Origin of the sequence: Shinella zoogloeoides (assembly GCF_003574625.1) — a bacterium.
GTDB classification, from domain to species: domain Bacteria; phylum Pseudomonadota; class Alphaproteobacteria; order Rhizobiales; family Rhizobiaceae; genus Shinella; species Shinella zoogloeoides_A.
The window spans coordinates 388621-402151 of record NZ_QNUJ01000002.1 but is presented as its reverse complement, the minus strand read 5'-3'; the positions used below and the strand labels follow the sequence as shown (position 1 = coordinate 402151).

11 protein-coding genes are annotated in these 13531 nt (G+C 67.1%); all 11 read left to right on the top strand.

Going from position 1 to position 13531, the window contains the following annotated elements; translation table 11 throughout:
* Positions 1–20: 20 nt before the first annotated feature.
* The 11 genes from DSD28_RS05365 (at position 21) to DSD28_RS05315 (ending at position 13529) form a co-directional block, all read left to right on the top strand.
* Complete coding sequence (locus tag DSD28_RS05365) at positions 21–1538, top strand: sugar ABC transporter ATP-binding protein (protein WP_119255312.1); 1518 nt, start codon at positions 21–23, stop codon at positions 1536–1538.
* The gene (locus DSD28_RS05360; protein ID WP_119255311.1) at positions 1535–2533 is read left to right on the top strand and encodes an ABC transporter permease; all 999 of its coding nucleotides are present in this window, start codon (positions 1535–1537) and stop codon (positions 2531–2533) included. Before DSD28_RS05365 ends, DSD28_RS05360 begins: the two co-directional genes overlap by 4 nt.
* Entirely contained in the window at positions 2533–3498 is a 966-nt protein-coding gene (locus tag DSD28_RS05355) for an ABC transporter permease (RefSeq protein ID WP_119255310.1), read from the top strand. Before DSD28_RS05360 ends, DSD28_RS05355 begins: the two co-directional genes overlap by 1 nt.
* Positions 3499–3527: 29 nt before the next feature.
* On the top strand, positions 3528–4466 hold the full coding sequence (locus DSD28_RS05350; RefSeq protein ID WP_119255474.1) for a sugar ABC transporter substrate-binding protein: 939 nt from the start codon (positions 3528–3530) through the stop codon (positions 4464–4466).
* 198 nt (positions 4467–4664) lie between these two features.
* Entirely contained in the window at positions 4665–5912 is a 1248-nt protein-coding gene (locus DSD28_RS05345) for an ABC transporter substrate-binding protein (RefSeq protein WP_119255309.1), read from the top strand.
* Positions 5913–5985: 73 nt separating this feature from the next.
* Positions 5986–7119, top strand: coding sequence for an iron-containing alcohol dehydrogenase (locus DSD28_RS05340; protein WP_119255308.1), 1134 nt, complete (start codon positions 5986–5988; stop codon positions 7117–7119).
* Positions 7120–7408: 289 nt separating this feature from the next.
* Positions 7409–8263: a helix-turn-helix domain-containing protein gene (locus DSD28_RS05335; RefSeq protein WP_119255307.1), complete on the top strand. Its 855-nt coding sequence runs from the start codon at positions 7409–7411 to the stop codon at positions 8261–8263.
* Between the two features lie 194 nt (positions 8264–8457).
* Positions 8458–9471, top strand: coding sequence for a branched-chain amino acid ABC transporter permease (locus tag DSD28_RS05330; protein ID WP_119255306.1), 1014 nt, complete (start codon positions 8458–8460; stop codon positions 9469–9471).
* The gene (locus DSD28_RS05325) at positions 9471–10556 is read left to right on the top strand and encodes a branched-chain amino acid ABC transporter permease (protein ID WP_119255305.1); all 1086 of its coding nucleotides are present in this window, start codon (positions 9471–9473) and stop codon (positions 10554–10556) included. The genes DSD28_RS05330 and DSD28_RS05325 overlap by 1 nt, the downstream gene beginning before the upstream one ends.
* Positions 10556–11347, top strand: a complete 792-nt coding sequence (locus DSD28_RS05320; protein ID WP_119255304.1) for an ABC transporter ATP-binding protein — start codon at positions 10556–10558, stop codon at positions 11345–11347. Before DSD28_RS05325 ends, DSD28_RS05320 begins: the two co-directional genes overlap by 1 nt.
* Positions 11340–13529 carry an ABC transporter permease gene (locus DSD28_RS05315; RefSeq protein WP_119255303.1) on the top strand — a complete coding sequence of 730 codons (2190 nt, stop codon included), beginning with the start codon at positions 11340–11342 and terminating at the stop codon, positions 13527–13529. Before DSD28_RS05320 ends, DSD28_RS05315 begins: the two co-directional genes overlap by 8 nt.
* Positions 13530–13531: the final 2 nt, after the last annotated feature.

Genomic DNA, 13531 nt, shown 5'->3' with positions numbered 1-13531 from the left:
GCCGGCAAGGGGAGAGAGGAATGTCTTCGGCCGCGAGCGCACTGCACATGAGGGGGATCGGCAAGGTCTTTCCCGGTGTGAAGGCCCTGTCCGGCGTGGACCTCGCCGTCCGCTTCGGCACGGTGCATGCCATCGTCGGCGAGAACGGCGCCGGCAAGTCGACCCTGATGAAGATTCTCAGCGGCGCCTACGCCCCGACCACCGGCACCATCGAGGTCGCCGGCACGGAGGTGCGCATGAAGCGCCCGGCCGACGCCCAGAAGCTCGGCATCCGCATGGTGCACCAGGAACTGAACCTCGTTCCCGACCTCACGGTCGCCGAGAACATCTTCCTCGGCCGCATGCCGAAGCGGCTCGGCTTCTTCGACCGCGGCGGCATGGTGCGCCGCGCCGCCGCCATCCTCGCGGAGCTCGGCGCCGCCATCGATCCGCAGCAGCGCCTTGGCGACCTGTCGATCAGCCAGCAGCAGCTCGTGGAGATCGCGAAAGCCTATGCCGCCGAACCGCGCATCATCGTGCTCGACGAGCCGACCTCCAGCCTTAGCGAGCACGAGACGGCGGCGCTCTTCCGCATCCTGCGCAAGATGCGCGATGCCGGCATCGCCATCATCTATATCAGCCATCGCCTCAAGGAAGTGCTGGACATTGCCGACGAGGTGACGGTGCTGCGCGACGGCGCGATGATCGAGACCCGGGCCGCCAGCGGCATCACCGCCGCCGAGATGATCCGCCTCATGGTCGGCCGCGAGGTGAGCAACGTCTTCCCGAAGACCCCGTCCACCATCGGCAGGGAAGTGCTCCGGGTGCGCGGCATCGGGGACGGCGAGCGCTTCCACGCCATCAGCTTCGACGTGCGCGCCGGCGAGATTCTCGGCCTCACCGGCCTCGTCGGCGCCGGCCGTACGGAGGTCGCCCGCGCCATCTTCGGCCTTGCGCCGCTGACATCTGGCACGGTCGAGATCGACGGCGCGCCGGTGACGATCGGCTCGCCTGCGGCGGCCGCCCGCGCCGGCATCGCCTATGTGCCCGAGGACCGCAAGGGCGACGGCATCATGCCCGCTATGACGGTGCGCGAGAATATCAGCCTGCCGGTGCTGCGCCGGCTTGCCAACCGTTTCGGCCGCGTGCGGCGCGGTGCCGAGCGCGAGCTTGCCGGCACCTATGTGCGCAAGTTCTCCATCGTGCCGCCGGATGGCGAGCGGCGCATCGGCCTGCTCTCCGGCGGCAACCAGCAGAAGGCGGTGATCAGCCGCTGGCTCGCCACCGACCCGAAGGTGCTGATCCTCGACGAGCCGACGCGCGGCGTCGATGTCGGCGCCAAGGCGGAAATCCACGGCATCATCGGCCAGCTCGTCGCCAACGGCATGGCCGTGGTGATGATCTCCTCCGAGCTGCCGGAAATCATGGGCGTTTGCGACCGCGTGGTCGTCATGCGCGACGGGCGCGCCTCGGTGCCGCTTGCCCGCGAGGGCCTGACGGAGGAGCGCATCATGGCGCTCGCCACGGGCGAGGAAAGTGCAGAAGGGGAGGCCGCATGACGGACATTGCCGCCATGGGACAGACAACGAAGGACGCCGCACGCTTCAGCCAGGGCAGCCGCATGGTCGGCATGCTTTCGCGCGCGGGCCTCACGCTCGCCATCCTCGCCGTCATCCTCTACGGCTCGCTCGCCAATCCGGTCTTCTTCACGGCCGGCAATTTCGTGAACGTGCTGATGTCCATGTCCATCGTCGGTATCGTCGTCGTCGGCATGACCTTCGTGCTGGTCGTCGGCGGTATGGCGGACCTTTCGGTGCCGGCGACCATCGCCTGCGGCGCGATCCTGTCGCTCGCGCTCCAACCCTATATCGGCCCGGTTCCGGCCTTTGCCGTCGCGGTGCTGCTGGCGGGGCTCACCGGCCTCGTCAACGGCGTGCTCGTCGGCTATGTCGGCATCAATCCCATCATCGCCACGCTCGGCATGGGCACCATCGTGCTCGGCATCGTGCAGGCCGCCGTCGGCGGCGTCATCGTCTACGGGACGGATCCGAGCTCGGCGGATTTCGTCAAGAGCCGCATTCTCGGCGTGCCGATGATCGCCGTTATCTTCATCGCCATCGCAATCCTCGGCAATTTCGTGCTGTCGCGCACCTTCTGGGGCCGCTGGACTATCGCGACGGGCGGCAATTACAGCGCCGCGCAAGCGAGCGCCGTGCCGGTGCGGGCCGTCAGGGCCGGCGCCTTCGTCATCACCGCCTTTGCCGCGGGCTTCAGCGGCGGCCTGCTCGGCCTGACGCTGCAGAGCGCCCGCCCGCTCGTCGGCCAGGGCTACGAGTTCAGCGCCATCACGGCGGTCGTCGTCGGCGGGGTGTCGATCATGGGCGGCTTCGGTTCCATCCCGCGCGCCATGGCGGGCCTCGTCTTCGTGCAGCTTCTGACCAATGTCATGGTGCTTCAGGGCGTGCGCACGCCGATCCAGGGCTTCGTCCTCGGCCTCCTGATCGCCGGTGCCGTCGCGCTCGACATCGCGCTGCGCAAGCGGGGTGTCGCCTGATGCCCGCCTTCGTTTCCACGCTCCTGCGTTACCGCGTCGCCGTCATCCTCTGTCTGACGCTCGCCGCCGCCACACTCATCGTTCCGGGCTTTGCCAGCCTTACCACGCTCAGCCTCGGCCTCGACCGCGGCTCGACCATCGGCCTCATCGCCATCGGCCTGACGGTGCTCCTCATCGCCGGCCAGATCGACCTTTCCGTCGGCTCGGTCTTCGCCGTTTCCGGCATCGTCGGGATCATGCTCCAGCCGGCGCTCGGCATGGGATGGGCGGCGCTCGCCGGCGTTCTGGCGGGCACCGCCGCCGGCGTGGTCAACGGCTTCCTCGTCGTGGCGCTGCGCATCAATTCGCTGGTGGCGACGCTCGCCACCATGCTGGTCTTCCGCTCGGTCGCGCACTGGATGACGGCGAGCCAGCCGATCCCCGGCAACGACATCATGTTCTCGATCACGCTCAGCGAGATCTACCTTGAAGTCTTCACCGTCCGCAGCGGCCTGTTCCTGGTCTCGATCCTTGCCCTCCATGTCTGGCTGACGCGCACCGTCGCCGGCCGCAACCTCTTCGCCGTCGGCTCCAACGCGCTTTCGGCGGAAGCGAGCGGCATCTCGGCGGGGCGCATCATGTTCCTGTCCTTCGTCTTCGCGAGCACGCTTGCCGGCGTCGCGGGCGTCCTGCAGAGCCTTGCCACCAATACGGGCTCGCCGGTCTACGGCTCCGAGCTCACCGTCGCGGTCATCGCCGCCGTCGTCGTCGGCGGAACGCGGCTGGAGGGCGGGCGCGGCTCGGCGCTCGGCACGCTCGGCGGCGTCCTCACCATCGCCGCGCTGACGACGGCGATGGAGTTCCAGTCGGTCCCCGCCTACATGCAGCAGGTCGCCTCCGGGCTGATCCTCATCCTGCTCGTCGTCCTCGACCGAACCGTTCGCACCGGCCGGCGCAAGCCTGCCGCGGCCCCCGCCCATGCCTGAGAATTTTCCAATCGATGAAGGAGGAAAACATGATTGGTAAGACTGCACGCTTGCCCGCCGCCGTGGCGGCCATACTGCTCGCCTCGACGGCCTTCGCCAGCGCCAAGACGGTCTGTTACGTCACGGCCGCCGATTCCCACGCCTATGCGACGCCGGCCAATGTCGCGCTCAACGACCGCGCCAAGGAGCTCGGTATCGAGATCCTGAGCCTCAGCCAGAACTTCGACGTGCAGACCGGCACGGAGCAGGTCAGCACCTGCATCGCCCGCAAGGCCGACGGCATCATCCTCTGGCCGCTCGATCCGCAGGCCTATATCCCCGCGCTCGCCCGCGCCAAGCAGGCGAACATCCCGGCGATCCTCATCAACTCGCCGATGGCCGAGCAGGCGAACGACTTCATCAAGTCCTTCACCGGCCCGGACGTCTACGAGGAGGGCAAGCTTGCCGCCGATTCGCTGAGCGAGGCGATGAAGGGCGAGGGCGCCGTCGTCGTCATCGCCGGCCAGGCCGGCAACGGCACGACCATCGGCCGCGTCGGCGGCTTCGTCGACCGCCTCAAGGAGATCGGCAGCAAGATCGAGGTGCTGGAGACCGTCAATGCCGACTTCGACCAGCAGAAGGCGCTCGTCGCCAGCCGCGACCTGATCACCCGCTTCGGCGACAAGATCACCGGCGTCTACGCAAACGACGACACCATGGCGCGCGGCTTCATCGACGCCTGGAAGGAAGCCAATTCCGGCAAGCCGACGCCGCCGATCGTCGGCATCAACGGCCAGCGCGACGCCTTCGATTCCATCCGCTCGGGCGAGATGTACTCGACCATCGTCCAGTCGCCGGTCGAAGACGGCAAGCTCGCCATCGAGACCATGGCGGAGATCCTCGACGGCAAGGAGGTCAAGGCCCGCCTGCCGATCCCGCTGACGGTCGTCACCAAGGCCAATGTCGAGACCGTCCAGCCGGCCTTCTGACGGCTGAAGAGCTTTCACGAGCCGCAGGGCGCCGCGCGCGCCTTGCGGCTTTTCCATGTCCGCAAGCCGGGCCGCGGGCCGAATATCAGACTGAAAGATATACGGACGCACTCAAGGAAATCAGGCTTTCCGCCGTCTCCCCTAGTCTGCCAGGGCTATCAACCCCGTCGAGGAGGACGGGACAGGGAGGAGTGGCCAATGAAAACGTACTTGCTGACGAGCGTGGCGCTCGGCGCCTTGCTCTTTGCAGGCTCGGCCGTCGCCGAGGACTTGAAGATCGGGGTTCTCGCGACTCTGGAAGGAACCTATACCGTCCTCGGCGAGGATGCCATGCGCGGCGTCGAGGTGGCGCTCAAGGAAATGCCGACCGTCGGCGGCAAGACGGTGAAGACCGTCGTCGCCTCGACCGACACGACGCCGGAAAGCGCCGTGCGCGCGGCCCGCAAGCTGGTGGACCAGGACGGCGTGACCGTCATCGTCGGCCCGCTTTCCGGATCCGAAGGCATCGCGCTGCGCGACTTTGCCAAGCAGAACCCGAACGTCACGGTCGTCAACGGCCTTTCTGGCGCGCAGGAAGCCACGATGGTCGATCCGGCCGCGAATTTCTACCGCTTCAACATGGACGGCGCCCAGTGGGGCGCGGGTCTCGGCAAATATGTCTTCGAGACCAAGGGCTGGAAGAATGTCGCCTCGGTCGCGGAAGACTATTCCTTCGGCTACACCAACTTCATGGGCTTTGCCCTCGGCTTCTGCCAGGCTGGCGGCCAGATTTCGGAGCGCCAGTGGGTGCCGCTCGGCACCAAGGATTTCTCCTCGATCATCGCGGCGCTGCCCGATGACGTCGATGCCATCTATGTCGGCCTCGGCGGCGCCGACGCCGTCAACTTCCTGAACCAGTACCAGCAGGCCGGCGGCAGCGCCCACCTCATCGGCGGCACGATCATGGTGGACGGCACCGTGCTCAATGCCAAGGGCGATGCGAAGAAGGCGCTGATCGGTACGCCTTCCGGCGGTCCGCAGGCGGACGATTCCACCGATCCGAACTGGACGAAGTTCGTGAAGGCCTATCAGGATGCCTTCCCGGCCGACAAGCGCTTCCCGTCGCCCTCGCTGTTCGCGACGGGCTACTACAATTCCACCATCGCGACGCTGAAGGCGCTCGATCAGGTCAAGGGCGACATTTCCGGCGACCAGGCGGCCTTCCGCGATGCGCTCGCCAAGATGGAGCTGGATGCGCCGAACGGCCACTTCAAGCTCGACGCCAACCGCCAGGCGATCGGTACGAACTTCATCAGCGAGGTCACGGAAGGGCCGGACGGCAACCTGATGAACAAGCTGGTCATGACCGTGCCGGACGTGAACCAGACGCTCGGGCTTTCGGAAGAATCCTTCAAGAAGATCGGCCTGCCTTCGCGCGACGCGCCGGAGTGCAAGACGTCCTACTGATCGCTTTACGGAAGGCCGGGTTCGCGCCCGGCCTTTCCGCAATCGGCGCCTCGAAGCGGAAGGGGAGGCTGGCTTGTCGCTGATCACTTACCTCAACCGGGTACATTTCGCCGACGACATTCTTGAGGAAGCGCTTGCCGTCGAAGCCCGCTCCCTTGCGATCCGCCGCCCCCTGATCGTCACCGATCGCGGCCTTGCCGCCAGCGGCCATCTCGACCGGCTGCTCGACGCCTTCGACACGGAAACCGCACCGGCGATCTTCGCCGAAACGCCGGCGAACCCGACGGAGGCCGCATGCCGGGCTGCGGCCGCGGCCTATCGAAACCATGATTGCGACAGCCTGATCGGCTTCGGCGGCGGCTCCTCCATCGACCTTGCCAAGGCGGTTGCCCTGGCCGTCAGCCATGACGGGCCGCTCATCAGCTATGCGGCGGTGGAGGGCGGCGTCTCGCGCATCCAGAACATCCTGCCGCCGGTCATAGCCATTCCGACCACCGCCGGGACCGGATCGGAAGTCGGCCGCGGCGCCCTCATCGTCTTCGACGACGGCCGAAAGCTCGGCCTCATCAGTCCCTACCTCATCCCGAAGGTGGCGATCTGCGATCCAACGCTGACGCTGACGCTTCCGCCGGACCTGACGGCGGCGACGGGCATGGATGCCATCACCCATTGCGTGGAGACCTATATCGCCACTGCCTATAATCCGCCGGCCGACGGCATCGCGCTCGACGGGCTGCGGCGCGCGGCGGCCAATATCGAGCGGGCAGTCGAGGAGGGGCGGGACCTTGACTCCCGCAGGGAGATGATGGCCGCGGCGCTCAACGGCGCGCTCGCCTTCCAGAAGGGGCTCGGCGGCGTCCACGCGATGAGCCATGCCCTCGGCGGGCTGAAACAGCCGAACCTGCACCACGGCACGCTCAACGCCGTGCTGCTGCCCCACGTGCTCGCCTTCAATGCGCCGGCGGCCGGGCATCGCTATCCGGCGCTCCGCGAGGCGATCGGCATTCCGGCCGGACGTGATCTCGCGGCGGCCTTTTCAAGGATCAGCGTCGGCCTCGGCCTGCCCTCGCGGCTCGGCGAGATGGGCCTCGACCGCAGCGCTCTGGAGCTTGCCGCAGCGCTTGCGGAGCGGGATCACACCAACGGAACGAACCCCCGGCGGGCGACCTCGCGGGACTATCTGGCGATGCTGACGGACGCTCTCTAGCGCGGCCGGTCCCGAAGAGCCGCCGAAAGGCCCGATTCCATACCTTTTAGTCTCATTTTCCGGCTTGTGCGGCTTGCAAAACCGGCATTCTCGCAGGTTTAATCGCTTCCGAGCCGGTCGCGTCCGACGACTTGTTCCGGGAGGAGACTGCATCGGGCGTTCATCCGGAACATCGCCGCAGACGCGATGGCCGACTGTCTGCTCATCGCATTCGGCCAGGCGGAAAACTGCCGGCCACACAGCTCTTGGAAGCCCCGGCTCTCGCAGAAAACAACTGCGGGGGGAGGAGATGAGTACTGCTCTAGCCGTCTATCACGGCCCGTTCGGCCGTGCGGCGCTGTATAATATCAATCGCCCCATGGCGACGCATGCGCATCGGGAAGGCCATCTCACGTTTCATGTCCAGGGCACGCCGTCCGTCGTGACGGCGTCCGGCCTCGAATGTCGCATCGATGCGGGCACCGGCGGAACGGTCAATCCCTGGCAGCCGCACAGCTTCAATCCGGGCGATCCGGAACACGGCACGCTGTTCCTCGTGCTCTATATCAAGCCGCTCTGGTTTCTCGAGGTCGGCCGCACGGCGCAAGGTGCGCTGCGCTTCGGGCGCGACCGCATCGCCATCACGCCGCAGATCCACCGGCTGGTGAAGCTGGTCTCGGCCCTGCTGCTCGAGGATATCCATTCCGATCTCTTCGACGGCTACCTCTATGAGCTGACGCGCCTTTGCTACGACCAGACCTGGCAATGGTCGCCGGACGTCTCGCCGCTGGAAGGCGAGACCGTCGTGCCCGTCCAGCAGCAATGGTCCGGCATCCGCGATTTCCGGGTGCGCAACTCCATGCGGCTGATGAGCGAACGGCTGAGCGACGAGGTCGTGCTCGATACGATCGCCCGCGATGCCGGGCTTTCCCGTCCGCATTTCTACAAGCTCTTCCGCGAGAATGCCGGCATCACGCCCAATGTCTATCTCAACACGCTGAAGATGGAGACGGCGATCGACAGCCTGACACTCACCCAGAAGCCGATCACCACCATCGGCCTCGACCTCGGCTTCGCCTCGCAGGCGAGTTTCACCCGCTTCTTCACCGCCAATGTCGGCATCCCTCCGACGGACTACCGGCGCGCCGCCTTCGTCGGTCAGTGAAGATCGCGCGGCGCGGCGCGTTTTAGCCGATCATCCGCGATGGGAGCATACTCAAAGGTACGTGGTTTCGCGCACGCTCCGGCTAGTCTCGTGACATCAACGACGTCATGAAGCATGGGAGGATGCCGCTTGACTGCTCGGTTTGGCTGCATTCAGCGATGGCCGTTCGCCGCGCCCCCTGCCGGGGGGCGGAGATGATCGCCTATTACAATCGCCATCCGGTCTGGTCGCTCGTCGTCTTCCTCGTCGCCGCCTTCTTCGTCTGGGCTATCTTCGCCGCCTGGCCGCCGGGGCTGGAGGCTGTACTCGGCAAAAAGAAGGTCTTCCTCAACGCCATCTTCAACGGCATAACGCTGGGCGGGCTCTACTTCCTCGTCGCCAGCGGCTTCACGCTGATCTTCGGGCTGATGAAGAACGTCAATCTCGCCCATGGCTCGCTTTACATGCTGGGCGGCTATATCGGCTACGGCGTCGCGCTTGCTACTGGCTTCTGGCTCCTGTCCTTCGTCGTCGCCTTCGTCGTCGTCGCGCTCGTCGGCATCGTCCTGCAATACGCCGTCTTCCGCCGCATGGAGGGCGAGGACCTGCGCCAGACGCTGGTGACGATCGGCATCTCCATCGTCCTTGCCGACCTCATGCTGTGGATCATGGGCGGCAACACCTTCCAGATCCTAGCGCCGGAATGGCTGGGCGGGCCGGTGCGCCTGCCGCTGGTCACCGCCGTCAAGAGCTCGGGCGAGCCGGTCTACATGACCTATCCCATCGTGCGCCTCGTCATCTTCCTCGCTTCGGTGGTGATCGGCGTGCTGATGTGGCTGGCGCTCAACCGCACGCGCATCGGCATGCTGGTGCGCGCCGGCGTCGACGACCGCGACATGCTGTCGGCGACCGGGGTGCGCATCCAGCGCGTCTTCGTGCTGGTCTTCGCCTTCGGCGCGGGCCTTGCGGGCATGGCGGGCGTCGTCGGCGGCACGTTCCAGTCGGTCGCGCCGGGGGAGGATACGCGCTTTCTGCTCGCGTCCCTCGTGGTCGTCATCGTCGGCGGCATGGGCTCCATTCCGGGCGCTGCGCTCGGTGCGCTGATCATCGGCCTCGCCGAGCAGGTCGGCTCCGTCTACTTCCCCACCTATTCGGTGGTGCTGACCTTCCTGATCATGGTCGTCGTGCTGGCCTTCCGGCCGCAAGGCCTTTTCGGGAGGACCCGCTGATGGCGCCCATCGACCAGTTCGTCAGCCGCACCGATGCGGCAGGCCGCCCCCACCGGCAGCCGGCTTTGTCGGGGCCCGCCAACATTCCCTGGCGCTACTGGTGCGTCGGCTTCATCCTCGTCCTGATGCCGGTCGTCGCCAACAGCTTCGTGCTGTTCCAGATCTTCGGCTGGGCCTTCATCCTCGGCATGGTCGGGCTGTCACTGATGTTCCTCGGCGGCTATGGCGGCATGGTCAGCCTGTCGCAGATGGCCGTCGCGGGGCTCGCCGCCTATATGGTGGCCGTGTTCGGCACGTCGGGCGTGCCGCAGGTGAGCCTCGGCTGGCCCTGGTGGCTGGCCGTGCCTGCCGCCCTCGTGATCGCCGTCGCCTTCGGCAGTATCGTCGGTGCGCTCGCCGTGCGGACGGAGGGCATCTACACGATCATGATCACGCTGGCGATCGCCACCGCCTTCTTCTACTTCGTCCGCCAGAACTACACGATCTTCAACGGCTTCAACGGCTTCAACCAGGTTCTGCCGCCGAAGCTCTTCGGCGTCGACTGGCGCCAGCCGGTGCCGATCTACTACCTGACGCTCGGCTTTGCGACACTTGCCTATTTCCTCGTCGTCTATGTGTCGCGCGCGCCGTTCGGCCTTGCCCTGCAGGGCGTGCGGGACAATCCGCGCCGCATGGCGGCCCTCGGCTACAATGTCACCGCCCACCGCATCGCGGCCTATGCCTTCGCCAGCTTCATCGCCGCCGTCGCCGGCATCCTGCTCGTCTGGCTGAACGCCCAGGTCTCGCCCGGAACGGTGGCGATCGGCCCGGCGATCGATATCCTCGTCATCGCGGTCATCGGCGGCATGCGCCATCCGGTCGGGCCGTTCATCGGCGCGCTCATCTTCGTGACGATCCGCACCTTCGCGCTGGACATCCTCGTTTCCCTGGGCATTCCCGGCGAGCGCTTCCAGCTCCTCGTCGGGCTGACTTTCCTCGCCATCGTCTTCTGGTCGCCGGATGGTATTCTCGGCCTCTGGCCGCGCTTCCGCCAATGGCTGACCTCGGCGTCATCGCTGACGGGCGACAGGGGAGGCAAGCCCTGATGGCCGCCAGCGTCGCAGAACGTCTCTCCGCGGCCGGTACGGCCAATGCGCTGGAACTGCGCGGCGTCACCCGCATGTTCGGCGCGCTTGCCGCGCTCACCGACATATCCCTGACGGTGCGGCCGGGCGAGCGGCGCGCCGTGCTCGGCTCCAACGGCGCGGGCAAGACGACGCTCTTCAACTGCATCACCGGCGATTTCCTGCCGACGTCCGGCACGATCCGGCTCTTCGGCGAGGACGTGACGGGCTTTCCCGCCTATGAGCGTATCCGCCGGGGCCTACGCCGCACCTACCAGATCTCTCTGCTCTTCACCGGCCTCAGCGTGATCGACAACATCTATCTCGCCTGTGCCGGCGTCTCGCGCGGCCGCTTCTCGATGGTCCGCCCGCGCCGCAGCGATGCGCTGGTGCAATCGGCCGAGCAGCTCGCCGCCGCCGTCCACCTCTTCGACGTCCGGGAAACGAAGGTCGCCGAGCTCTCCTACGGCCAGCAGCGCCAGCTTGAAATCGCACTGGCGCTTGCCGGCGCGCCGCGCTTCATCCTCTTCGACGAGCCGGCCGCCGGCCTCTCGCCGACCGAGCGGCAGGAGCTGGTCGAGATCCTGACCGGCCTGCCGTCCCATATCGGCTATATTGTCATCGAGCACGACATGGACGTGGCGCTCCGCGTCAGCGAGAGCGTGACGATGATGCACAACGGCCGCATCTTCAAGGAGGGGCGGCCGAGCGAGATCGAGAGCGATCCGGAAGTGCAGGCCCTCTATCTCGGCGGGGGCCTCGGCCATGGCTGACCGCAACCGCACCGCCGCCCCGACGCTCGATATCCGGGGGCTCAACGTCTATTACGGTTCTTCCCACGCCCTGCAGGGCGTCGACCTGACGCTGCCGGGCGGCGTGCTCTCGGTCGTCGGCCGCAACGGCATGGGCAAGACGACGCTCTGCAAGGCGATCATGGGCCTCGTGCCGTCCTCCGGCGGGTCCATCCGCTTCAACGGACAGGAGCTGCGCGGCCGCAACCCCGCCGACATCGCCCGCCTCGGGATCGGCTACGTGCCGCAGGGCCGGCGGCTCTGGCGCTCGCTGACGGTCGACGAGCACCTGAAGCTGGTCGGCTCGAACAAGGGCGCCTGGACCGTCGAGCGCATCTATTCGACCTTCCCGCGCCTTGCCGAACGCAAGGGCAATGGTGGCGGCCAGCTTTCCGGCGGCGAGCAGCAGATGCTCGCCATCGCCCGCGCCCTGCTTCTCAATCCGAAGCTGCTCGTCATGGACGAGCCGACGGAGGGCCTTGCGCCGGTGATCGTCGCGCAGGTCGCCGAAATGCTGGTGCGCCTCGGCGAGGAGGGCGACATCGACGTGCTCGTCATCGAGCAGAATATCGGCGTTGCCACCCGCGTCGCGGAAAAGGTGGCGATCATGGTCAACGGCCGCATCAACCGCGTGGCGGATGCGGCGCAGCTTGCCGGCGACCGGGATCTCCAGCAGCGCCTGCTCGGCGTCGGCCGCCACGGCCATGAGGCCGAGCCCGACCAGAAGGGCGCGGTGTCGGAGGAAGCGGCGCCGCGCGCGCCCGCGAAGCAGCGCAAGCTCTACATGTCCAATCCGGTGACGCCGACGCGCTGGTCGCAGCCGGTGCCGGTGCGGGTTCTCGAACAGTCCGCCCGGCTCGTCAGCGACGGGCCGCTCGCGCCGGCGGACGCGGCGGAACTGCGGCCGCTGAGCCCGGCCGGTGAGCCGGTGGTGCTGGTGGCCGGCACGCTCGATACCAAGGGCGAGGAGCTGCGTTTCATCCGCGATCTCCTGAAGGCCGAGGGGCTGGCGGTGCGCCTTGCCGATCTTTCCACCTCCGGCCGTCATTCCGGCGCGGATATTCCCGCCCACCAGATCGCGGCCTTCCATCCGCGCGGCGCCAGCGGCGTCTTCACCGAGGATCGCGGTACCTCCGTCGCCGGCATGACGCTCGCCTTCGAGCGCTGGGTGAAGAGCCGGGGCGAGATCGTCGGCGTCATCAGCGCCGCCGGCTCCGGCGGAACGGCGATGGCGACGCCCGCCATGCGCGCGCTGCCGGTCGGCATTCCCAAGGTGATGATCTCGACGGTCGCCTCGAGCGACGTGCGCAAATATGTCGGCGCATCCGATATCGTCATGATGCATTCGGTGGCGGATGTGCAGGGCCTGAACTCGATCACGCGGATGATCCTCGCCAACGGCGCCCATGCGCTGGCCGGAATGGTGAAGCCGCGTCTTGCCGCGACCCGCAAGCCGGCGCCGGCCGATGTACTGCCCGCGATCGGGCTCACCATGTTCGGCGTCACCACGCCCGCCGTCCAGCAGATCACGGCGCAGTTGAAGGACGACTACGACTGCCTCGTCTTCCATGCCACGGGCATCGGCGGGCAATCGATGGAAAGCCTCGTCGACAGCGGGCTGATCGCCGGCGTCCTCGACATCACGACGACGGAGATCTGCGACATGGTCGCCGGCGGCATCTTCCCGGCGGGCCCGGACCGCTTCGGCGCGATGATCCACAGGCGCATGCCCTATATCGGCTCGGTCGGCGCGCTCGACATGGTCAATTTCGGCCCGCCCGAGACGGTGCCGGAAAAGTACCGCGGGCGGCTTTTCTACAAGCACAATCCGCAGGTCACGCTCATGCGCACCAGCGTCGCCGAGAATGTCGAGATGGCGCGCTTCATCGGTGCGCGGCTCAACGAGATGGAAGCGCCGGTGCGCTTCTACCTGCCGGAGGGCGGCGTTTCCGCGCTCGACAGGCTGGGCCAGCCCTTCCACGACAAGGCGGCGGACGAGGCGCTGTTCCGCACGCTGGAGGAGACGGTGCGGCAGACGGCGAACCGCCAGCTCATCCGCATGCCCCACAACATCAACGACGCGGCCTTCGCCGACGAGATCGTGCGCGCCTTCCGCGCCCTTCACGGCACGAGCCGCCCGCGTGCCAGCAAGACGAGGAGATGACC